Source organism: Pseudomonas baltica, assembly GCF_031880315.1.
Classification (GTDB): domain Bacteria; phylum Pseudomonadota; class Gammaproteobacteria; order Pseudomonadales; family Pseudomonadaceae; genus Aquipseudomonas.
Genome location: NZ_CP134771.1, coordinates 1,780,292 through 1,800,980 on the forward strand (window position 1 = coordinate 1,780,292; position 20,689 = coordinate 1,800,980).

22 protein-coding genes are annotated in these 20,689 nt (G+C 60.1%); 14 read left to right on the top strand and 8 right to left on the bottom strand.

All coding sequences use genetic code 11. From position 1 onward, the window contains the following. The first annotated feature begins 267 nt into the window (after positions 1 to 267). Entirely contained in the window at positions 268 to 972 is a 705-nt protein-coding gene (gene alkB, locus REH34_RS07790) for a DNA oxidative demethylase AlkB (RefSeq protein WP_409373262.1), read from the top strand. A 58-nt stretch (positions 973 to 1,030) separates the two neighbouring features. Here the strand turns inward: alkB and REH34_RS07795 are convergent, their stop codons facing one another. Further along, positions 1,031 to 1,297, bottom strand: coding sequence for a DUF2790 domain-containing protein (locus REH34_RS07795; protein WP_311971300.1), 267 nt, complete (start codon positions 1,295 to 1,297; stop codon positions 1,031 to 1,033). 315 nt (positions 1,298 to 1,612) lie between these two features. On the opposite strand from REH34_RS07795, the gene REH34_RS07800 reads away from it, so the two are divergent. After that, the gene (locus tag REH34_RS07800; protein WP_311971301.1) at positions 1,613 to 2,014 is read left to right on the top strand and encodes a GNAT family N-acetyltransferase; all 402 of its coding nucleotides are present in this window, start codon (positions 1,613 to 1,615) and stop codon (positions 2,012 to 2,014) included. A 105-nt stretch (positions 2,015 to 2,119) separates the two neighbouring features. Here the strand turns inward: REH34_RS07800 and def are convergent, their stop codons facing one another. The 3 genes from def to REH34_RS07815 form a co-directional block, all read right to left on the bottom strand. Then, positions 2,120 to 2,659, bottom strand: a complete 540-nt coding sequence (def, locus tag REH34_RS07805) for a peptide deformylase (RefSeq protein ID WP_226505124.1) — start codon at positions 2,657 to 2,659, stop codon at positions 2,120 to 2,122. Continuing rightward, positions 2,656 to 3,621: a YihY/virulence factor BrkB family protein gene (locus tag REH34_RS07810; protein ID WP_226505330.1), complete on the bottom strand. Its 966-nt coding sequence runs from the start codon at positions 3,619 to 3,621 to the stop codon at positions 2,656 to 2,658. Before REH34_RS07810 ends, def begins: the two co-directional genes overlap by 4 nt. A 256-nt stretch (positions 3,622 to 3,877) precedes the next feature. Beyond that, positions 3,878 to 4,060 (bottom strand): CsbD family protein, encoded by a 183-nt coding sequence (locus REH34_RS07815; protein ID WP_311971302.1) that lies wholly within the window; start codon positions 4,058 to 4,060, stop codon positions 3,878 to 3,880. A 201-nt stretch (positions 4,061 to 4,261) separates the two neighbouring features. On the opposite strand from REH34_RS07815, the gene REH34_RS07820 reads away from it, so the two are divergent. Continuing rightward, complete coding sequence (locus REH34_RS07820) at positions 4,262 to 4,642, top strand: hypothetical protein (protein WP_311971303.1); 381 nt, start codon at positions 4,262 to 4,264, stop codon at positions 4,640 to 4,642. Positions 4,643 to 4,762: 120 nt separating this feature from the next. On the opposite strand, the gene REH34_RS07825 is transcribed toward REH34_RS07820, so the two are convergent. Both REH34_RS07825 and REH34_RS07830 read right to left on the bottom strand, forming a co-directional pair. Further along, positions 4,763 to 5,167 (bottom strand): DUF2177 family protein, encoded by a 405-nt coding sequence (locus REH34_RS07825; RefSeq protein WP_226505121.1) that lies wholly within the window; start codon positions 5,165 to 5,167, stop codon positions 4,763 to 4,765. A gap of 83 nt (positions 5,168 to 5,250) precedes the next feature. Next, entirely contained in the window at positions 5,251 to 6,087 is an 837-nt protein-coding gene (locus REH34_RS07830) for a S1-like domain-containing RNA-binding protein (protein ID WP_311971304.1), read from the bottom strand. Between the two features lie 162 nt (positions 6,088 to 6,249). Between REH34_RS07830 and REH34_RS07835 the strand changes: the two genes are divergently transcribed. From REH34_RS07835 to REH34_RS07865, 7 genes are all read left to right on the top strand, one after another. Beyond that, a complete protein-coding gene (locus REH34_RS07835; protein WP_226505329.1) occupies positions 6,250 to 6,438 on the top strand; it encodes a hypothetical protein in 189 nt (62 codons plus the stop codon). Between the two features lie 259 nt (positions 6,439 to 6,697). Continuing rightward, positions 6,698 to 7,423 (top strand): TorF family putative porin, encoded by a 726-nt coding sequence (locus REH34_RS07840; protein WP_226505119.1) that lies wholly within the window; start codon positions 6,698 to 6,700, stop codon positions 7,421 to 7,423. Positions 7,424 to 7,526: 103 nt separating this feature from the next. Further along, positions 7,527 to 8,804, top strand: coding sequence for a nitrate- and nitrite sensing domain-containing protein (locus REH34_RS07845; RefSeq protein WP_311971305.1), 1,278 nt, complete (start codon positions 7,527 to 7,529; stop codon positions 8,802 to 8,804). A 297-nt stretch (positions 8,805 to 9,101) separates the two neighbouring features. After that, positions 9,102 to 10,433: a CmpA/NrtA family ABC transporter substrate-binding protein gene (locus REH34_RS07850; protein ID WP_311971306.1), complete on the top strand. Its 1,332-nt coding sequence runs from the start codon at positions 9,102 to 9,104 to the stop codon at positions 10,431 to 10,433. Positions 10,434 to 10,654: 221 nt separating this feature from the next. Then, complete coding sequence (ntrB, locus tag REH34_RS07855; protein WP_409373317.1) at positions 10,655 to 11,458, top strand: nitrate ABC transporter permease; 804 nt, start codon at positions 10,655 to 10,657, stop codon at positions 11,456 to 11,458. Positions 11,459 to 11,470: 12 nt separating this feature from the next. Beyond that, a complete protein-coding gene (locus REH34_RS07860; RefSeq protein ID WP_311971308.1) occupies positions 11,471 to 12,316 on the top strand; it encodes an ABC transporter ATP-binding protein in 846 nt (281 codons plus the stop codon). A 260-nt stretch (positions 12,317 to 12,576) separates the two neighbouring features. Beyond that, complete coding sequence (locus REH34_RS07865; RefSeq protein ID WP_311971309.1) at positions 12,577 to 13,884, top strand: mechanosensitive ion channel family protein; 1,308 nt, start codon at positions 12,577 to 12,579, stop codon at positions 13,882 to 13,884. Positions 13,885 to 14,019: 135 nt separating this feature from the next. On the opposite strand, the gene REH34_RS07870 is transcribed toward REH34_RS07865, so the two are convergent. After that, positions 14,020 to 14,916, bottom strand: coding sequence for a carboxylate/amino acid/amine transporter (locus tag REH34_RS07870; protein WP_311971310.1), 897 nt, complete (start codon positions 14,914 to 14,916; stop codon positions 14,020 to 14,022). Between the two features lie 175 nt (positions 14,917 to 15,091). On the opposite strand from REH34_RS07870, the gene REH34_RS07875 reads away from it, so the two are divergent. From REH34_RS07875 to REH34_RS07890, 4 genes are read left to right on the top strand one after another with little or no spacing between them, the layout of a single operon-like run. Next, positions 15,092 to 16,015, top strand: a complete 924-nt coding sequence (locus REH34_RS07875; protein WP_226505112.1) for a LysR family transcriptional regulator — start codon at positions 15,092 to 15,094, stop codon at positions 16,013 to 16,015. Positions 16,016 to 16,027: 12 nt separating this feature from the next. Continuing rightward, the gene (locus REH34_RS07880) at positions 16,028 to 16,831 is read left to right on the top strand and encodes an alpha/beta hydrolase (protein ID WP_311971311.1); all 804 of its coding nucleotides are present in this window, start codon (positions 16,028 to 16,030) and stop codon (positions 16,829 to 16,831) included. A gap of 4 nt (positions 16,832 to 16,835) precedes the next feature. Next, positions 16,836 to 17,408 carry a peptidylprolyl isomerase gene (locus REH34_RS07885; RefSeq protein WP_226505110.1) on the top strand — a complete coding sequence of 191 codons (573 nt, stop codon included), beginning with the start codon at positions 16,836 to 16,838 and terminating at the stop codon, positions 17,406 to 17,408. A 54-nt stretch (positions 17,409 to 17,462) separates the two neighbouring features. After that, a complete protein-coding gene (locus REH34_RS07890) occupies positions 17,463 to 19,295 on the top strand; it encodes an ABC transporter ATP-binding protein (RefSeq protein WP_311971312.1) in 1,833 nt (610 codons plus the stop codon). 58 nt (positions 19,296 to 19,353) lie between these two features. Here the strand turns inward: REH34_RS07890 and REH34_RS07895 are convergent, their stop codons facing one another. Continuing rightward, positions 19,354 to 20,478 carry a GNAT family N-acetyltransferase gene (locus tag REH34_RS07895; protein WP_311971313.1) on the bottom strand — a complete coding sequence of 375 codons (1,125 nt, stop codon included), beginning with the start codon at positions 20,476 to 20,478 and terminating at the stop codon, positions 19,354 to 19,356. Positions 20,479 to 20,689 lie beyond the last annotated feature (211 nt).

The window sequence follows — 20,689 nt, forward strand, 5'->3', positions numbered from 1 at the left end:
GGCAGAATACCTGCATGTCCTGCAAACTTGAACGATGGGTGCGAGTCCTGGGTTCTCATGCATGCGCATTTTCGCGGGCAAGCCTTGCTCCCGCGGTGCCAGCAGACGCATAGTCGTACCAGGTGCAAGAGTCTATGGTCAGCCGCAGGAGCGGGTGCGATGCTGCGGGCATCTTCGCCGTCGAACACGCCCACAGTGCAAACCGATCCTGAGTCGTGCAGCTGTGGGAGCAAAGCGTGCTCGCGTAGGGGCCGCTATCCCCGCCCGATGAACCTACTGGCTCCCCCCAAAAAATCGGAGAAAACCCAGGTGCAATACACCCTAGGCCTGTTCGACGATCTGCCCGGCGCACCGGGTGGCGTGCGCGCCATCGGCGGTCAGGCATTCGTGCTCGAAGGCTTCGCCCTGCCCTACATCGCCGCGCTGCTGCCATTGCTGGACAGCATCAAACGCCGCGCACAGATCCGTCACATGGTCACCCCTGGCGGTTTCACCATGTCCGTCGGCCTCACCAATTGCGGGTCCCTCGGCTGGGTCAGCGACCGCCAGGGTTACCGCTACTCGGCCGTCGATCCCCTAAGCGGCGAGCCTTGGCCCGCGCTGCCGCCGCTGATGCTGGAACTGGCGCGCGAGGCCGCGCAGAAAGCCGGTTTCGAGCACTTCGATCCGGATGCCTGCCTGATCAATCACTACGCGCCGGGTGCGCGCATGTCACTGCATCAGGACCGCGACGAAAAACAACTGGGCGAACCCATTGTTTCTGTTTCATTGGGCTTGCCTGCGACGTTTTTATTTGGTGGCTTCGAGCGCAGCGACCGTACCCAGCGTGTTCCGCTGGTCCATGGCGACGTAGTGGTATGGGGCGGTGCCGACCGGCTGCGCTTTCATGGCGTATTACCGATCAAACCTGCCGAGCATTCATTGCTGGGCCCTTGGAGGATCAATTGCACTTTTCGCAAGGCAGGGCATTAAAGTTCGAATACAAAAAGCCCCAGCTGCTGCTGGGGCTTTTGGCGTAACAATTAACACATTAGCCTTGCTGGCAACCGTTACCCATCACACGGTATTCAATCTTGTGTTCCTGACCCTGATGGTCGAAATAAGTCATGGTGACGGGCACCACACCGCACACATCCGGAACCGGTGAAACATCAACGACCTTGGCGATATCCAGCTTGGTACCGTAGGTATATTCGGTAACCGCCAACTTACGACTGCTGCCATCAGCTGCCTGAGCAGCGGGCATGCAACCGATAATCGAAAAACCAACAAGAGCGAGAGCAGCGATACTTTTCATGATCAATGGCCTTTAGAGCAATCTTACAACCGATTTGCTTCATGTGGCGACTAGGCTTATTAGTTTTTATAAGGACAGTATAGGGTCAAATTAAACAGCTTATTATAGTTTGACGATTCACCGCGTCGTAACACGAAGTATCCAGATCTCTTAGAAGACAGTTACTCTTCCGGAGTCCCCTGCGGGTTGTTTTCGTAAGGGATGAACATATCTTACAAGAATGAAATTTAGATTAAACACATGTTATAGACATGCACTATTACCGTTTCAGCAACAATCGGATACACTCTACCTAAGTCCCAAGGAAGGCCAGCCATGTCCATACCCCAGTACGCTGCGCTGCAAGCCGCTGCTCGCCCACTGCTGAACAAGTTCTACCGCCAACACCGCTCTGCCATGCGCTTGCCCCCGGATGCTCAAGGCTGGGTCGCACGTGACGCCGAAATCATCGCTGGCTTGTGCCTGACCCCGGTGGCTCGGGGTCAATGGCTGACGGGTTTGCTGGTGACACCAGGCTGGCGGGGGCGCGGCGTGGCGCACGCGCTGATCGACGCCTCGATCGCTGCAGGGCCAGTATGGTTGTTCTGTCATCCGCAGTTGCGTGGATTCTATGAGCGGGTCGAGTTCGATGTCGCCGAGACACTGCCGCCAGCGCTGGCAGAGCGCCTCAGGCGCTATCAGCAGAGCAAAGAGTTGATTGCGATGCAGCGGGGGTGAGGGTGGTGTCCCCCGATTGCCTCTTCGCGGGCGGAGCCGCTCCCATCCAACCCACGGCTCTTGTGGGAGCGAGCGCCGCCCCGCGAAAGGGCCGGCAGCGACGATTCAATCGTCGGCGTTGGGATCGAGCCCTGGAAATAACACCTCGGTGAACCCGAACCGGGTGAAGTCGCGAATGCGCGACGGATACAACCGGCCGATCAAGTGATCGCATTCGTGTTGCACCACACGCGCATGAAATCCATGGGCTACACGCTGAATGGGTCGCCCCTGCGGATCGACCCCTTCATAGCGAATGTGCTGATAACGCTCGACTACACCGCGCAAGCCAGGCACCGACAAGCACCCTTCCCAGCCCTCTTCCACAGTCGGACTCAGCGGCGTGATCAACGGGTTGAGCAACACGGTCTGCGGCACCGGCTCGGCTTCTGGGTAACGCTCACTGCGCTCGAAACCAAATATCACCAACTGCATGTCGATGCCGATCTGCGGCGCGGCAAGACCGACGCCACCGACATGCTCCATGGTTTCGAACATATCGGCGATCAGCGCATCGAGCTCCTCGGTACCGATCAAGGCTTCAGGCACGGGTGGGGCGATTCGCAGCAGACGCTCGTCACCCATTTTCAGAATGTCGCGGATCATCGGGTCATGCTTCCGGTTGGAGGGGGCGGCGCAACAGGAGATGGGCTGTGCGTGTGGCCCAATACTGTGGCATGTTTTTCCTCCATTGGCGCGTCTGCGTCCTTCTGACCCTTGGCCTTGCCCTCCGTCGACATATGCTCGATCACGGCATTCATTTCTGCCCCCAGCAACAGCACCGCCGAGGAAATATAGAAATACAGCAGCAGGACAATGATCGCGCCGATGCTGCCATACATGGCATTGTAATCGGCGAATGTCTTCACATAGAAGGCGAAGCCCAGTGATGCGATGATCCAGATCACCACCGCCAACACAGAACCAGGGGTGATGAAGCGAAACTCCTGCTTCACGTCGGGCAGCACGTAATACATCAGCGCCACGGCCACCATCATCAAAATGATGATCACGGGCCACCGGGCGATGGTCCATAACGTGACGACTATGTCTTCGAGGCCGATCTGCGCAGCGATCCAGTTCATCACTTGCGGCCCCAATACCATCAGGGCCGCCGCCGCCAGCAACATGCCAGCAATTCCGACGGTATACAGTACGGACAACGGCAGACGCTTCCAGACCGGGCGCTCTTCCGGAACATCGTAAGCGGCGTTCATCGCGCTCATCAGCAGGCGGATACCCGCCGACGCACTCCACAGCGCGACGACGATACCCACCGACAACAAGCCACTCTTGGAAGTCTGTAATTGGTCGATCACCGGATTGACCAGATCCAGCGCCTGAGGCGGCAAGACCATCCCCGCCTGCATGCGCAGCCAGGAGAAGAAATCAGGCAAATGCAGGAAACCGATCAAGGCGATCAGAAAGAGGATGAATGGGAACAGTGAGAACAGCATCTGATAGGCCAATGCCGAGGCATAGGTCGACATCTCGTCGTCGACGAACTCTTTGACCGTCCTGACCATGACCTGGCCCAACGACAAATTACGTAATGTGGGGAAAATCATAGCGTCTCCTTTCGCCTCGCCTTGTCGAGCAGCGGCTTGAATACAACGGGGCATCTGGCACCCCCTTCACTCGCCACGACAACGTGAACGCTTTTGATCAGTCAACGCGCGCGGCCAATGCCTTGCGGCGCGCCGACGTTACCCTATCTTGATGCGCGGGGCCAATTCGCTACCCGCTGACAGCGCAACGGCCATCCGTGGATGACCGTTGATAGTGCTACAGCTCACCGGAGCGCATCCGGTGTCGGCGTGCGCCTTAATGCTTCTTGCTCACAGTATCTTTGACCTTGCCGACGGTTTTCTGTGCTTCGCCTTTGCGTTCCTGCACTTTACCTTCAGCTTGCATCTTGGCGCTGCCAGTGGCTTTGCCGACGCCTTGCTTGACGTTACCGACTGCTTCGTTTACCGCACCTTTCACTTTATCTTTAGTGCCACTCATGGTGTTTCTCCTAATGAGATCGAAGTGTCTTAATCGACATAAGGTTGACTGCAACGCAGGCGAGAGAGTTTCAATTTTTACTGCAACCGTTCATCGGCGCGCCTGAAAAAATCGTCCGGGGCTTTATATTCAAAGGTTTTGCCACCAGAATAGGCGCCAGTTCAGGCATGTGCCCGTGCGTCATTTTTTTACAGGTTTTCCATGAAGCTCGATAAACCCCAGGCCATCGTTCGCCGCAACGAACAACTCGGCGGCGCAGTGCTCGGCGTCAATAACTGCCATTTTTCCGTTCTCGACAAGCGCCGCAACATCTGGTGGTTCGATATCCCGGTGGCACGCTTGCAGATTGGCCAGTACGAGTGGATTCACCTGCTGATGCACGATCCGCTGACTGATCGCCTGGTTCATGCCAAGGTGCCGACAAAAGTCATGCGCGAGGGGCTTGAAGGTTTGGTGGTGCGCAACGCCGGCAAGCGCAAATCGACGGTGAGCCTGGAGTTGAGCGCCGACAAGGATTCCTTCCTCAAGGACGTCCGGCCGCTGAGCAGCAATATGGGCTTCGCGTCTTTCGTGCAGGATTGATACCGAGATTCCGATAGTTGCGCTGTGGCTGATGACCTCTTCCCGAGCAACTTCGGCTCCCTCAGTGCCCGCCGCACCTGAGCTTGCACTTGTGGGAGCGAGGCTTGCCCGCGAAGGGCTTCACTCGGTCGCACGCCGAGCGATGAACACGCCCGCAGCCGCGCTCAGAGCCGAGATGACCACGCCCCAAGCCATGTCAATGGCAACCAGCGCGCCGGGCCACCCGGTCAGCGTCGCCCAATTGCTCAGGTCGTAAGTGCCATAGGCGATCAGGCCGAGCAAGGCGCCGCTGCTCAGCGCTCGCCCCAGGCGCCCGCTGAGCAGCCCCGGCAACACCGCAAAATATGCAACGCCCAGCGGATACAGCAGATAGAACAGCAGCGCTGGCAGCCACCGTGGTTGATCGAGCATCAACGGCCCGAGCATGGCCTTGTAGGTGGGGCCCATCAACACCCCGAGCCACAATCCATCGAGGATGATCAGCGCCAGCAAGGCACCCAGATAGGCAAGGGCGAAACGTTTCATGGGGAAGCCTCTGTGCGAAGAATTCTGTGTAAAGACAGAAAGTGGACCTCACACAGGGACTTTCGCTCAACTTACGCGCTGAATCAGCTCAATTCGATGCGATCGGCGTGGATGACGATCTGGCCGTTCTTGTACAACGCGCCGATGGCCTTCTTGAAGTTGCCCTTGCTGACACCGAACAGATCGGCGATCACCTGCGGCTCGCTCTTGTCGCTCACGGGCAGGCTGCCCTGGTTGTCGCGCAACTTGCCGAGGATCTTCTCGTTGAGGCTGTCCGCTGCCTGGGCGCCTACCGGCTGCAGGCTCAAGGCGATCTTGCCATCATCGCGCAAGGCTTTGATGTAGCCGACTTCCTGCTTGCCCGAACGCAGGAACTTGAACACTTCGTTCTTGTGAATCAAGCCCCAGTGCTGGTTGTTGATCACCGCTTTGAAACCCAGATCGCTTTCTTCGACCACCAGCAGCTTCACTTCCTGACCCAGGCTGTAGTTGGCGGCGACCTTGTCCAGATAGCGGTCCAGGCGAGCGGTGGCGGTGATGCGCCGGGTGCGCTTGTCGAGGTAGACGTGCACGACGCAGTAATCGCCCTGCTTGAGCTGGCGCTTTTCTTCGGAATACGGCAGCAGGAGGTCCTTGGGCAGGCCCCAATCGAGGAACACGCCGATGCTGTTGATTTCCTTGACCTTGAGGCTGGCGAATTCGCCGACTTGAACCTTGGGCTTTTCGGTCGTGGCCAGCAGCTTGTCTTCGCTGTCGAGGTAGACGAACACGTTGAGCCAGTCCTCGACCTCCGAGGGCGTGTCCTTGGGAATGTACCGATTGGGCAGCAGGATTTCGCCATCGGCGCCTCCGTCCAGATACAGACCGAAGTCCGTGTGCTTAACCACTTGCAAACTGTTGTAACGCCCAATCAAAGCCATGCTCAAGATCCTCACTGCGAGGCCGGTATTCTACCCGAGATCGCTGCCGCATGCCTTGCCTGACGAACGGCAACCGTGGCATTCTGGTCCGTTGCGACATTCGGCCACCGGCCACTGGTTATTTCGTGTACAATGCCTGGCCAAGTTAATTTTCAAAGGTTAATGGCAGCCATGCGCGTAAAAGCATCCACCACCAAAGCGAAACCAGCTCCGGCCGTCGAGACCAGCGAGTCGATCAACGAACAGATCGCTGCGTTTCTGAACAAGGGCGGCGAGATCCAGCAGATCGCCAAAGGTGTGAGCGGCCAGACCTTCACCCCTTCGCGCCATATCAGCCTCGGCAAGAAGTAAGCTTAAAAGCACCCGAGCCTGAATCGAAGTCAGTGGGCAGCGCGAAACGCCCACGGCTTCAGGCGACAAACCGTCGCCCGCAACATCCTCTTTTTTGCGACTCGATGTCGCAGCCTGCCGAAAAATAGACGAGTGGCGCCCATCTGCGCAGTTCAGAGGGTATGCTTTGCACCGTCTAGCTCGGGCCTTTGCGCCCACCTTCACAGACCGCGCCGATCATTGCGCGGCACACTGCGTTCGGCACTACACGGAGTAAGACATGCTCAGAACCCGACTTGTTCTGACCGCCACGCTTCTGGCCATACCCTACGCCCATGGGCAGGTTGCCGAGCGCAATCTGGGTGACTTCGATCTCAAGATCGGCACCACGCCTACGCGCAGCATGGCGGCAGGCCTGGTTCAACCAGCCTCCGTTGGCACCTTGCACGGAGGCCTCGACCTGACTCACGACAGTGGCTTCTATGCGGGCCAGTGGTCACCCAGTGTCGGACTGACCAGTGACAGCACCCTGGAAATCGACTCGTATGCCGGTTTCAAGCACCCCTTCGACAAGAATCTGGGGATGGGCTATGAAGCGGGCATTATCCATTACAGCTATCCCCGTCTCGAGGCCACTGACAGCCATGAGTTCTACGCGGGCCTGAAAGTGCTCGACACACGCTTCGGCGCTGCCTTCAACGAAGCCGTCGACAGCCGTAACAGCACCCTTTTCGCGAGCCTGCACGGTTTACCGCTGCTGGATGTCGACATGAGCTTCAAGGTTACCAACCACCAGCTCGACTCCCCGTACATACTGGGCTCCGGTGGCCAGGTGGCCAGCTTCAATGATTGGTCGCTGCAGCTTTCCAAACCGTGGAAAGGCGTCAACCTGGACTTCATCTACAGCGATTCGAGCCTGCGTGGCGAAGATTGCTCGGCGTACTCGGGGCACAACCCGCAGTGTGAAGGGGTGTTCACGGTTCAGGCCGTCCGCGCGTTCTTTTGATGTGGGCGGATGGCTTCTTCGCCCCACTACATATTTGGCATCAAGCTGGTATAGGCTGTAACGAGCAGACACAGCCCTCCCACCTCGACACAAGACCGCCGCCATGCCCGACCGTCAGATGCCGCCCGCCCTGCGTTTCATGCTTGCCGCACGCCGAATCGAGCTGGAGGGCCTTGAAGGCCTTGCCGTCACCTGCGAGCTGGTCACGCGCATCAGCGAATTGATCCACGCCCTGCAACGCGAACGCGGCTATACCAATCTGTATCTGGCCCAGCTCAGCGATGCCCACCGGGTCTACCTCGATCACCTCAGCGACGACGCTCTGGAGATCGAGCGGGTGGTGCGCGAGCGCTTCGACAGCATGGATCTGGAATCCAACAGCGCCACCGATCGGGCCCGCCTGTTCAACCGGATCGCCCATGTGCTGCACGGCCTCGACGAGCTGCCCGGCCTGCGCCGGCGAATTCGCGACCAGATGCTGGAGCCTGGGGATGCCACAGTAGCGTTCACGCGCATGATCGGCGGCTTGCTGGCCGTGGTGTTCGAAGCCGCCGACACGGCCGCCGATCCGCTTATCACTCGGGTGCTGGTGGCCATGTTCAATTTCATGCAGGGCAAGGAACTGGCCGGTCAGGAACGCGCGTGCGGCGTAGGCGGCTTTTCCCAAGGGTTTTTCGACGCCCCACGGCGCGATCGAATGGAGCAACTCGCCCACAGCCAGGAGCGCTGCTTTGAAACCTTTCTCGATTTCGCCGATGACCGGGCCCGGGAAATGTGGTTCAACACAGCCACCGGCGACGTCAACGCCAAGCAGGCACGCATGCGCGCCATGGCGCTGCGCACCTCGGAAAAGGACAAGGTCTCGCCGGAGCTGTCCGAGCTCTGGTTCGACGTCTGCACCGAGCGCATGGATGCTTTCAAGGGTGTCGAAAATCATATTTCTACCTTGCTCCACAGCAGTTGCCACCGTGGCATCCAGCACGCCCGCGCCGACCTCGACAACCACCGCGAGCTGCTCAAACGCCTGGGCAGCCTGGAACGCCGCGACGAAGGCGAGTTCAGCAAACTGTTCAATGTCCACGCCAGCGACCTCGGCGGCAATGGTCATGACACCTTGGGCCCGCACCTCAGCCGCTCGGTGCTGGACCTGCTGCAAGCCCAGACCCAGCGCCTGGTCACTGCCACCGAGCAACTCGACGAGGCGCGCGAGGCACTGAACGAGCGGCGGGTGGTCGAGCGCGCGAAAAAACTGTTGATGGAGGAATATCAGGTCACTGAAAGCCAGGCCTACGTGCGCTTGCGCAAGACCGCCATGGAGCGCGGCGAGCGCCTGGTGGATGTCGCGCAGAATCTGCTCAATCTTGCCGCACGGCGGCGCTGAAGCGGCCCAGGGTTGCGCCGTTGAAGTGCAGCGTGCTCCTGCAGTGTGCGGCGCAAACCGGATCGATGGCTCGGCATCGCCCATGCTGGCGCCCTACAAACCCATGATTTAAAAGGTTTAGTTTCAGAGCATTCGTTCATCCTTCTCGCTGGCACACATTCTGCTTTGTGTTGATCAGGCCGCACGACACGGGCCTCTCAATCGAATACAGGACAACGGCGTCCATTCTTCTTGCGGCAGCATTGCCCATCAAGAGTGGTCGCCGTTTTTTTATGCGCGTCATTTGGGGAATCGACGATGGATGACACACCTTTCAGTGCAGCAGATGAACAACACGATGCCCCGCGGCGCACCTTTCTCAAGCAATCCCTCGGCGTACTCGGCGCTGGCGCAGCGCTGACCCTGCTGCCGGCGGGCCTGCAGTCGAACGTCTGGGCGGCCGGCAGCGATGCGCCGGAAACCACCAGGGCCAAGCTGGGCTTCATCGCACTCACCGACGCTGCGCCATTGTTCGTTGCCGATGAAAAGGGCCTGTTCGCCAAATACGGCATGACCGAAGTCGACATCCTCAAACAAACCTCCTGGGGCACCACCCGCGACAACCTGGTGCTCGGCTCGGCGGCCAATGGCATCGATGGCGCGCACCTGCTGACGCCCATGGCGTACCTGATGAGCACCGGCAAGATCACCACCAACAACCAGCCGGTGCCGATCTCCATCCTGGCGCGCCTCAACCTGGCCGGCCAGTGCATCTCCGTGGGCGAGGAGTACTCGGCGCTGAAACTGGGCACCGATTCGAGTCCCTTCAAGGCCGCCCTGCTGGCCAAGAAAGCCGCCGGCAAGACGGTCAACGCCGCAGTGACCTTTCCCGGTGGCAACCACGACCTGTGGATGCGCTACTGGCTCGCCGCCGGTGGGATCGACCCCAACAAGGACGTCGCCACCATCGTCGTACCGCCGCCGCAGATGGTCGCCAACATGAAGGTCGGCACCATGGATACCTTCTGCGTCTGCGAGCCATGGAACTCGCAGCTGGTCAACCAGAAGATCGGCTACACCGCCAATACCACCGGCGAGCTGTGGGACAAGCACCCGGAAAAAGCCTTCGCCCTGCGCTCGGACTATGTCGCCACCAACCCTAATGCCGCCAAGGCATTGCTCAAGGCCATCATGGAAGCGCAGATGTTCTGCGAAAAACCGGAGAACAAGGACGAGGTCGCGCAGATCTGCGCCAAGCGTCGCTGGATCAACGCACCGGTCGAAGACATCGCTTCGCGCATGAAGGGCACCTTCGCCTACGGCACCGGCAAGGTGGTAGAAAACAGCCCGTTCATGATGCGCTACTGGGATGACCACGCCTCCTATCCCTTCAAGAGCCACGACCTGTGGTTCCTCACCGAGAACCAGCGCTGGGGCTACCTGCCGCAGAACCTCGATACCCAGGCGCTGATCGACAAGGTCAACCGCGAGGACATCTGGCGCACGGCTGCCGGCGAATTGAACCTGTCCGCCGAGCTGATCCCGACCTCGACTTCCCGTGGCATCGAAACCTTTTTCGATGGCAAGCAGTTCGATCCACAAAACCCTAAGGCCTACCTCGACAGCCTGGCGATCAAGGCGTTGGTGTAACTCCCTGACATCTGCGGGGCCTCTGAGGGCCTCTTCGCGGGCAAGCCTCGCTCCCACAACGGCATGCATTGTGGGAGCAAGGCTTGCCCGCGAAGAGGCTCGCAATCCCAGCGCAAAATACCGTTATTCACGCATCCTTGGAGACGCCGATGAACGCTGATGCAAAACTACCCAAGGCCACCGCTCACGCGCTAGAGCCCAAACCGATTGTTCAGCGCCCGATGCCCGGCTGGCTCAAGCGCCTGCGCACGGCGTTGCTGCACAATGTCGTGCCACCCCTGGTGATCGCCGCCCTGCTGCTGTGTCTTTGGCAACTGCTGTGCAGCGGCAAGGGCTCGGCGTTGCCGCCACCGACCCAGGTGATCAAGGACACTTGGGAGCTGATCGTCAATCCATTCTTCAACAATGGCGGCAACGATGTCGGCATGGCCTGGCAACTGCTCGCCAGCCTCAAGCGCGTCGCCTACGGCTACCTGCTGGCAGTGGTCGCCGGCATCAGCCTGGGCGTGCTCGTCGGACAATCGAGCTGGGCCATGCGCGGCCTCGATCCGCTGTTCCAGATCCTGCGTACCGTGCCGCCGCTGGCCTGGTTGCCGCTGTCGCTGGCAGGCTTCAAGGACAGTCACCCGTCGGCCATCTTCGTGATTTTCATCACCGCCATCTGGCCGATCATCATCAATACCTCGGTGGGCGTGCGCAACATCCCCGACGACTACCGTAACGTCGCCAAGGTGCTGCGCCTCAATGGCATCGAGTACTTCGTCAAGATCATGCTGCCGGCCGCCGCGCCGTACATCTTCTCCGGGCTGCGCATCGGTGTGGGCCTGTCGTGGCTGGCGATCATCGCGGCCGAGATGCTGATCGGCGGCGTAGGCATCGGCTTTTTCATCTGGGATGCGTGGAACGCCTCGCGCATCAGCGACATCATCCTCGCGCTGTTCTACGTCGGTATCGTCGGCTTCTGCCTCGATCGCCTGGTCGCCCTCGTGGGCCAACTGGTCACCCGCGGCACGTCCGCCAGCTAAGGAGCACAGCCCATGGGCACACGTTATCTGAGCATCGAAAACGTCGACAAACATTTCGAGCGCGACGGGGTCAGCAGTCAGGTCCTGAGCGGCGTCAACCTGGACATCGAGCGCGGCGAATACATCTCCATCATCGGCCACTCGGGCTGTGGCAAATCGACGGTATTGAACATCGTCGCCGGGCTGCTGCAGGCCAGTAGCGGCGCAGTGATCCTCGATGGCCGCGAAGTGCATTCGCCCGGCCCGGATCGCAGCCTGGTGTTCCAGAACCACTCGCTGCTGCCGTGGCTGACGGTGTACGAAAACGTCTCGCTGGCGGTCAACAAGGTGTTCAAGTCGAGCAAGACCAAGGCCGAACGGCACGAATGGACGCTGTACAACCTGGAGATGGTCAGCATGGGCCATGCATTGCACAAGCGCCCGAGCGAGATTTCCGGCGGCATGAAGCAGCGCGTCGGCATTGCCCGCGCCATCGCCATGCAACCCAAGGTGCTACTGCTGGACGAGCCGTTCGGCGCCCTCGACGCCCTGACCCGCGCGCATCTGCAGGATGAAGTGATGCGGATTCAGGGCGAACTGCACAATACGGTAATGATGATCACCCACGATGTCGACGAGGCCGTGCTGCTGTCCGATCGCATCGTGATGATGACCAACGGCCCGGCGGCGACCATCGGCGAGATCCTCAGCATCGACCTGCCGCGCCCGCGCAACCGCATCGAGCTGGCGGACGATCCGCTGTATAACCAGTATCGTCATGCGGTGCTGAGCTTTTTGTATGAAAAGCAGCGCAAGGTGGAGGATGTCGGCGCTCGGCGTTCGGTTGCCCCAGCGGCCAAGGATCAGGCCCGGGCTTAAGTACGATACTGCAAGATTTGCAGTGGCGCGTCGGGCCTATTCGCGGGCAAGCCTTGCTCCCACTCTGCAAACAGTTGCATCGGCGTACCCCTGTGGGAGCAAAGCTTGCTCGCGAAGACGCCGGAGAATGCTGCGCAGGACCACAGCATGACTTCGGCTCTCAAACATACAGTCACACTCTTTGAGGCCTCGGCGCATGGCATCGACAACAAGGTCTGCGCTTTAATAGCCGCCCTATCGAGCGACGGCCTGCCACCAATATGGATTTTCAATCACTCTGGCTGCGCGCCCACCATCTCTGGGACGCGCTTGATCAACATCCTTGGCTGCACGCCACTCTGGGCCTCATCCTGCTGTTCGGTGTGGCCTTGGCGCTCGGCCGGGTCGCGCGCTATGTGATCATCCACGGCATCAAGCTGCTCAGCCGCCAACCGGCGCTGCATTGGCTCAGCGATTTTTTGCACAACAAGGTCTTCCACCGCCTGGCCCAGACGGTCCCCTCGCTGGTCGTGCAATTCGGGCTCAATCTGGTGCCGGAATTGACCGAAGTCGCCCGCCACTTCCTCGGCAACGGCGCCCTGGCCTTCACCATCCTGTTCCAGATGCTTGCCGTGGGCGCCCTGCTCAACGCCTTGCTGGACATCTACGCGCGCACCGAACATGCCCGCACCCGCTCCATCAAGGGCTATGTGCAACTGGCCAAAATGATCCTCTACATCTTCGGCGCCATCATTATCGTCGCCACCCTGATCGACCGCTCGCCGCTGTTGCTGCTGTCCGGGCTGGGCGCCATGTCGGCCGTCATCCTGCTGGTCTACAAGGACACGCTGCTGTCGTTCGTGGCCGGCGTGCAGCTGACCAGCAACGACATGCTGCGGGTCGGCGACTGGATCGAAGTACCCCAGGTGGGGGCTGATGGCGATGTGGTGGATATCACCCTGCATACCGTGAAGGTGCAGAATTTCGACAAGACCATTGTCAGCATTCCTACCTGGCGCTTGATGTCCGAGTCGTTCAAGAACTGGCGCGGCATGCAGCAGGCCGGTGGCCGGCGCATCAAGCGCAGCCTGTTCATCGATTCAAGTGGCGTGCGCTTTCTGCGCCAGGACGAGATCGAGCGGCTGACCCAGGTGCATCTGCTGACGGACTACATGGGCCGCAAGCAAGCCGAACTGCAGAGCTGGAACGAAGCCCAGGGCAATGTCGCCAGCGTCGCGGCCAACCGCAGGACCATGACCAACCTCGGCACCTTCAGGGCTTATGCCCTCGCCTACCTGAAAAGCCATCCGGACATCCAGCCGAACATGACCTGCATGGTCCGGCAGATGGAAACCGGCGCCGAGGGGGTGCCGTTGGAGATTTACTGCTTTACCCGCACGACGGTCTGGGTGGAGTACGAGCGGATTCAGGGGGATATCTTCGATTACCTGCTGGCGGTATTGCCGGAGTTCGGGCTGGGGGTGTTTCAGCAGCCGAGTGGCGCGGATATACGGGCAGGGTTACTGGGGGGCGGTATACGCCTGCCATCCGCGGATGCGCCCTCCATCCCATCTCCGATGCAGGAATGACCGCAGCGCAGGTACGCCACTGAATGGGTATATCGCAGTCATTGCCGCTGCGCGCGGGTATGCAATTGCTTCCAGGGCTACGGCGCCCTAATAGGCTGCTGGCTTGAAAGTGATGGATCCTTGGAACTGGAGCACTTAGCGCTCCAGACCCGAATCAGCGTGGCGCGAGGCAGGCGAGTGGCAAGCCCGTCGCCCACGCCGACTGATCCACAACGACGCCATAATCACCCCCCCACCCAACGCCAATCGCCCCAGCGGCTCGCTCTGATTCCATATCAGCAGATTCAGCAACAGCCCCACCGGTACATGCAGGTTGTTCATCACCGCCAAGGTCCCACCGCTCACCTGACACGCGCCCTTGTTCCACCAGTACATGCCCAGCGCCGTGGACACCAGCCCGAGGAACATGAGCACGCCCCACTGCAGCGGCGCCTCTGGCCAGTGGTGCAAGTTGCCGAACGCCAGCCAGGCCGGCAACGCCACCAGCAATGCCCCGACATAGAAATAGCCGAATCGCCGGTAATGCGGCAGATCACTGGGGTAGCGCGCAATCAGGTGCTTGTACATCACCTGCCCCGCCGCATAGGTGAAGTTGGCCAGTTGCAACAGCAAAAAGCCCATGAAGAAGTCCGCACCGATGCTGTCGAAGCGAATCACCGCAGCGCCCATCACCGCCACCAGCGCCGCCACCAATCCCCAGGGATTGAAGCGCCGATTAAGCGCGTCTTCGATCAAGGTCACGTGCACCGGCGTGAGGATGGTGAAGAGCAGCACCTCGGGCACAGTCAGCACGCGAAAGCTCAGGTACAGGCACACGTAGGTGACGCCAAACTGCAAAGCGCCGATCAGCAGCATCGAGCGCATGAACCGTGGCTCGACCTGACGCCAATGGGTCAGCGGGATGAACACCAGGCCGGCGAAGAGGATTCGCAAGACCACAGCCAGGTAGCTGTCGACGTGGCCAGCAAGGTAGACGCCGATCAGACTGAAGGAAAATGCCTGGATAAGAGTAACGATCAGAAGGTAGGGCATGACGGCCTCGTGCAGTGAGCCGGCGACCATAGCGGCTCGCTCGGCGTGAGGCAATTGTTGTGCTTGGTTGATCGCTTCGCCTATTAACCTTCGATGAAACATTTGAAAAAAGGCTCGTAATCCATCGATTTAATTGTTTTATTAGCCAGATGTGTAATTACCTAGAGAGCCGGTCATGAAAGCGCCACGCGTAACCCTCGACCAATGGCGCACGCTTCAGGCAGTGGTCGATCACGGCGGATTCGCCCAGGCCGCCGAAGCCTTGCACCGTTCGCAATCGTCCGTGAGCTACACCGTCGGGCGCATGCAGGAGCAACTGGGCGTGCCGTTGTTGCGTATCGATGGCCGCAAGGCGGTACTCACTGAAGCGGGTGGCGTATTGCTGCGCCGCTCCCGGCAGCTGGTCAAACAGGCCAGCCAGTTGGAAGACCTGGCGCTGCATATGGAACAGGGCTGGGAGGCGGAAGTCCGACTGGTGGTCGACGCCGCTTACCCCAGTGCGCGGCTGGTCCATGCGCTGACGGCCTTCATGCCGCAAAGCCGTGGCTGCCGCGTGCGCTTGCGTGAAGAAGTGCTGTCAGGGGTCGAGGAGGTGCTGCACGAAGGCATCGCCGACCTGGCCATCAGCGGCTACAACATCCCCGGTTACCTCGGCACGGAAATGAACGCAGTCGAGTTCGTCGCCGTCGCCCACCCTGACCACGCGCTGCACAAGATGAACCGCACACTGAATTTTCAGGACCTCGAAAGCCAGCTCCAGGTGGTGATCCGCGATTCCGGCCGCCAGCAACCACGTGATGTCGGCTGGCTCGGCGCCGAACAGCGCTGGACCGTCGGCAGCCTCGGTACCGCCGCCACGTTCGTCGGCAGCGGGCTGGGTTTCGCCTGGTTGCCTCGGCACATGATCAGCCGCGAACTGCGCGAGGGCGTGCTCAAGCCACTGCCTTTGGATCAGGGCGGCTCGCGCCATCCGCTGTTCTACCTATACTCGAACAAGGATAAACCTCTCGGCCCGGCGACGCAGATCCTCATCGAGTTGTTGCGCACTTTCGATACCACCCCGCTGAGCACCCTGCAAGCCACTGCGCTGACCGTCTGACAAGGAAGCTCCATGGCTCGCTTCGACCACCAAGGCTGCGCCCTGCACTATGAAGTCACCGGCCATGGCAGCCCTGTGCTGCTGTTGCATGGCCTGGGCTCCAGCGGGCTGGACTGGGAATACCAGACCGAGGCGTTGGCGGCTCACTATAAAGTCATCGTGCTCGACCTGCGCGGCCATGGCCAATCCGCCAAGCCCCCCGAGCGCTACAGCATCGAAGGCTTCAGCGCCGATGTCATCGCGCTGCTCGAACACCTGGGTTGCGGGCCGGTACATCTGGTCGGCCTGTCGATGGGCGGCATGATCGGTTTCCAACTGGCGGTGGATCATCCGCAGTGGCTCAAGAGCCTGTGCATCGTCAACAGTGGCCCACAGGTCAAGCTGCTTTCCCCGAGCGATTACTGGCAGTGGCTCAAGCGCTGGAGCCTCATGCAGGTGGCCAGCATGCGCACCATCGGCATCGCCTTGGGCAAGAATCTTTTTCCCAACCCCGACCAGGGCGCACTGCGCGCCAAAGTCGCCGAGCGCTGGGCCGGCAACGACAAACGCGCTTATCTCGCCAGCTTCAACGCCATCGTTGGCTGGGGTGTGCAGGAACGTCTCGGCGCCATTGACTGTCCTACCCTTGTGATCAGCGCTGACCACGATTACACCCCGGTGGCGGTAAAAGAACATTACGTCACACTCATTCCGGACGCGCATCTGGCGGTCATCGAAGATTCGCGTCACGCTACACCGCTGGATCAACCAGAACGCTTCAACCAAACCCTGCTGCGCTTCATCGCCACCGCAGACAACACCCTCAAGGATCAATGAGTCCATGTTCAAGAAAATCCTGATCGCCGCCTCCACCCTGCTCTTCGCCGCCAACCTGATGGCCGCGCAACCGGCCAGCGGCAACAAGCCCCACGTATTGCTGCACACCAGCAACGGCGACATCGAGCTGGAGCTGGATGGCGACAAAGCGCCCATCAGCACCAAGAACTTCCTCGCGTATGTCGACAAGGGTTTCTACACCAACACCATTTTCCATCGCGTGATCCCCAATTTCATGATTCAGGGTGGCGGTTTCACTCAGCAGATGCAGGAAAAGGACACCAACCCGCCAATCAAGAACGAAGCCAACAACGGCCTCGAGAATGCGCGTGGCACCATCGCCATGGCCCGTACCTCGGATCCTGACTCCGCCACCAGCCAGTTCTACATCAACCACCGCGACAACGACTCGCTCAACTACGCCCCGGGTAACGCTGGCTACGCGGTGTTCGGCAAGGTGGTCAAGGGCATGGATGTCGTCGACATCATCGCCAACAGCAACACCACGACCAAAAGCGGCATGCAGAACGTGCCCGTCGACCCCGTATTGATCCTTTCGGCCAAGCGCATCGACTGACGTCTAGCTCTAGCCCGCCAGGACTGCCCCAATCGCACAGGAGAGCCCGCCCCCATGATCTACCGCCGCTTCGAGCAATGGATCGATATCTTCCGCGAAGCTCCAACCGAGTCGCCGCCCAGCAAGGTCCTGGCGTTCTATATCTACTACTTGCGCCAGGTCTGGCCGACCTTCGCCGTGCTGTTGGTGGTCGGGCTGATCGGCGCGCTGATCGAAGTCGCGCTGTTCCGCTACCTCAGCCGGATCATCGACATGGCGCAGGGCACACCCAACGTGCACTTCTTCCAGGACAACGCCCTCGAGCTGATCTGGATGTTGGTGGTCACCCTGGTGCTGCGGCCGATCTTCATCGGTTTGCACGACCTGCTGGTGCACCAGACCATCAGCCCTGGCATGACCAGCATGATCCGCTGGCAAAATCACAACTACGTGCTCAAGCAGAGCATGAACTTCTTTCATAGCGACTTTGCCGGGCGCATCGCCCAACGCATCATGCAGACCGGCAACTCGCTGCGCGACTCGGCCGTGGCTGCCGTCGATGCCCTGTGGCACGTGCTGATCTACTCCATCAGTGCCTTGGTGCTGTTCGCCGAGGCGGACTGGCGCCTGATGATCCCGCTGATCTGCTGGATCGGGCTGTACATCCTGTCGTTGTATTACTTCGTGCCACGGGTCAAGGAACGCTCGGTGATCTCTTCCGATGCCCGTTCCAAGCTGATGGGGCGCATCGTCGATGGCTATTCCAACATCGCCACCCTCAAGCTGTTCGCCCACACCAGCATGGAGCAGCAATACGCTCGTGAAGCATTGACCGAGCAGACCGAAAAAACTCAGATGGCCAGCCGGGTCATTACCAGCATGGATTTCGCCATCACCGCCATCAACGGTCTGCTGATCGTCGGCACCACCGGGCTGGCACTGTGGCTGTGGACGCAATCGCTGATTTCGGTGGGCGCCATCGCGCTGGCCACAGGCCTGGTAATTCGTATCGTCAACATGTCTGGCTGGATCATGTGGGTGGTCAATGGCATCTTCGAGAACATCGGCATGGTGCAGGACGGCCTGCAGACCATCGCCCAGCCCGTAACGGTGACCGATCCTAAAGGCGCTCCGGCGCTCAACGTCAGCCGTGGCAATGTGCGCTTCGAAAGCGTCGACTTCAGCTACGGTAAAGGCCCTAACATCATCGATGGCCTGACCCTGGATATTCGCCCCGGCGAAAAAATCGGCCTGATCGGTCCTTCCGGCGCTGGCAAATCGACCCTGGTCAACCTGCTGCTGCGCCTCTATGACCTGCCTGCCGGGCGCATCGTGATCGACGGCCAGGACATCGCCAGCGTCACTCAGGAGAGCCTGCGAGCACAGATCGGCCTGATCACTCAGGACACTTCGCTGTTGCACCGCTCGATCCTCGAGAACCTGCGCTACGGCAAGCCGAATGCCACGGAGGAACAGGTCTGGGATGCGGTACGCAAGGCGCGCGCCGAAGAGTTCATCCCGCTGCTGTCCGACTCCGAGGGACGAACCGGTTTCGAAGCGCATGTGGGCGAACGCGGGGTGAAGATTTCCGGTGGTCAGCGCCAGCGCATCGCGATTGCGCGGGTATTGCTCAAGAACGCACCGATCCTGATCATGGACGAAGCCACGTCAGCACTGGACTCGGAAGTCGAGGCAGCGATCCAGGAGAGCCTCGAGACGCTGATGAAGGGCAAGACCGTGATCGCCATCGCGCACCGACTGTCGACCATTGCCAAGATGGATCGCCTGGTGGTGCTGCAGCATGGGCGTATCGTCGAGGTCGGCAGTCATGCCGAGCTGCTGGCCCAACAAGGGCTGTATGCGCGGCTGTGGCATCACCAGACGGGAGGGTTTGTCGGGATTGATTGATCGCTGCTGATGGCCTCTGCCCGCTAGAGGCCATCAGCCATAAAGATTCATCACTGACTCACCCCTGCCGATAAGGCAACGCCGCCCGCGCCTCCTCGGCATAGGCCAATACCCCCACCCGCTCCTGTTCCAGGAACTCTCGCACCGCAGCCTCCAGCCCAGGATGCGTCAGGTAGTGCCACGACCGCGTGATGGTCGGTTCGAAGCCGCGAATCAGCTTGTGCTCGCCCTGAGCGCCAGCGTCAAAGCGCTTGATCCCCTTGGCGATCGCGTAATCCATGCCCTGATAGAAACACGTCTCGAAGTGCAACCGGTCGAACTCGGCAAGGCATCCCCAGTAACGGCCATACAAGCTATCGCCACCGACCAGGCTGAACGCCATGGCGACCGGACGCGAGCCTTGCAAGGCGAACACCACGCGAATCATATCGGGCATGCGCTCGGCCAGCAGGCTGAAGAACTCACGTGTCAGATACGGCGACTGCCCGCGCACCGCGTAGGTATTGGCGTAACACAGATAGACGAAATCCCAGTCTCGTTCGTTCAGCTCGTGCCCTTCACGCCAGTCGAACACCATGCCCTGGGCGGCCACTTGTTCACGCTCCTTGCGCATCTGCTTGCGTTTACGCGAGCTGAGGGTGTCGAGAAAATCCTGGAAATCCCGATAACCGCGGTTATGCCAGTGATATTGGCACCCCAACCGCTCAAGCCAACCCACTTGACCACGCATATGCTCGTCGAGCGCAGGCTCGGTGAAATTCAAATGGGCGCTGGACAGCCCCTCTGCCTGCAGATAGCCCGGTAGCTCGCGCAACAACGCCAGACCATCACCTGGATTGCGGGCCAAAAGGCGCGGCCCGGTTACCGGACTGAACGGCACGGCGCAGAGCAGCTTGGGGTAGTAAGCGATGCCAGCGCGCCGGCATGCGTCGGCCCAACCGTGATCAAAGACGTACTCGCCATAGGAATGCCATTTTCGATAAGCCGGGAGCGCCGCCACCAACTGTCCGTCCTGTTCCAGCAGCCGATGCTCGGCGCGCCAGCCCGATTGGGGCCCGAGGCTGCCGCTGTCCTCGAGTGCCGAGAGAAATCCGTGGCGCAAGAACGGCTGAGGTGCGTCCAGCAATCTATCCCACTGGTCGGGGAGAACATCAGCGAGGCTGGAAATTATACGAACGGACATGACCCACCTCGACGCAAGAATAGGTCGAGTATCAGCACATAGGCCCCGCCTCGCAAGGCGGTACAAGGATTTTCATCCGCAGGTGGACAATCGGCGCCCATAAAAAAGGCCGACAGAGTGGGCGCCCTGCCGGCCAAGTTGATTGTAGGAGCAATCAAGACTGGATATTAACAGCCACCATCACCGACAACCTTTAAACATCCTTCACTGA

Coding starts and splice junctions, on each gene's coding strand:
- alkB (WP_409373262.1), top strand. CDS start 268: ATGAACCTACTGGCTCCCCCCAAAAAATCGGAGAAAACCCAGGTGCAA.
- REH34_RS07795 (WP_311971300.1), bottom strand. CDS start 1,297: ATGAAAAGTATCGCTGCTCTCGCTCTTGTTGGTTTTTCGATTATCGGT.
- REH34_RS07800 (WP_311971301.1), top strand. CDS start 1,613: ATGTCCATACCCCAGTACGCTGCGCTGCAAGCCGCTGCTCGCCCACTG.
- def (WP_226505124.1), bottom strand. CDS start 2,659: ATGATCCGCGACATTCTGAAAATGGGTGACGAGCGTCTGCTGCGAATC.
- REH34_RS07810 (WP_226505330.1), bottom strand. CDS start 3,621: ATGATTTTCCCCACATTACGTAATTTGTCGTTGGGCCAGGTCATGGTC.
- REH34_RS07815 (WP_311971302.1), bottom strand. CDS start 4,060: ATGAGTGGCACTAAAGATAAAGTGAAAGGTGCGGTAAACGAAGCAGTC.
- REH34_RS07820 (WP_311971303.1), top strand. CDS start 4,262: ATGAAGCTCGATAAACCCCAGGCCATCGTTCGCCGCAACGAACAACTC.
- REH34_RS07825 (WP_226505121.1), bottom strand. CDS start 5,167: ATGAAACGTTTCGCCCTTGCCTATCTGGGTGCCTTGCTGGCGCTGATC.
- REH34_RS07830 (WP_311971304.1), bottom strand. CDS start 6,087: ATGGCTTTGATTGGGCGTTACAACAGTTTGCAAGTGGTTAAGCACACG.
- REH34_RS07835 (WP_226505329.1), top strand. CDS start 6,250: ATGGCAGCCATGCGCGTAAAAGCATCCACCACCAAAGCGAAACCAGCT.
- REH34_RS07840 (WP_226505119.1), top strand. CDS start 6,698: ATGCTCAGAACCCGACTTGTTCTGACCGCCACGCTTCTGGCCATACCC.
- REH34_RS07845 (WP_311971305.1), top strand. CDS start 7,527: ATGCCCGACCGTCAGATGCCGCCCGCCCTGCGTTTCATGCTTGCCGCA.
- REH34_RS07850 (WP_311971306.1), top strand. CDS start 9,102: ATGGATGACACACCTTTCAGTGCAGCAGATGAACAACACGATGCCCCG.
- ntrB (WP_409373317.1), top strand. CDS start 10,655: ATGCCCGGCTGGCTCAAGCGCCTGCGCACGGCGTTGCTGCACAATGTC.
- REH34_RS07860 (WP_311971308.1), top strand. CDS start 11,471: ATGGGCACACGTTATCTGAGCATCGAAAACGTCGACAAACATTTCGAG.
- REH34_RS07865 (WP_311971309.1), top strand. CDS start 12,577: ATGGATTTTCAATCACTCTGGCTGCGCGCCCACCATCTCTGGGACGCG.
- REH34_RS07870 (WP_311971310.1), bottom strand. CDS start 14,916: ATGCCCTACCTTCTGATCGTTACTCTTATCCAGGCATTTTCCTTCAGT.
- REH34_RS07875 (WP_226505112.1), top strand. CDS start 15,092: ATGAAAGCGCCACGCGTAACCCTCGACCAATGGCGCACGCTTCAGGCA.
- REH34_RS07880 (WP_311971311.1), top strand. CDS start 16,028: ATGGCTCGCTTCGACCACCAAGGCTGCGCCCTGCACTATGAAGTCACC.
- REH34_RS07885 (WP_226505110.1), top strand. CDS start 16,836: ATGTTCAAGAAAATCCTGATCGCCGCCTCCACCCTGCTCTTCGCCGCC.
- REH34_RS07890 (WP_311971312.1), top strand. CDS start 17,463: ATGATCTACCGCCGCTTCGAGCAATGGATCGATATCTTCCGCGAAGCT.
- REH34_RS07895 (WP_311971313.1), bottom strand. CDS start 20,478: ATGTCCGTTCGTATAATTTCCAGCCTCGCTGATGTTCTCCCCGACCAG.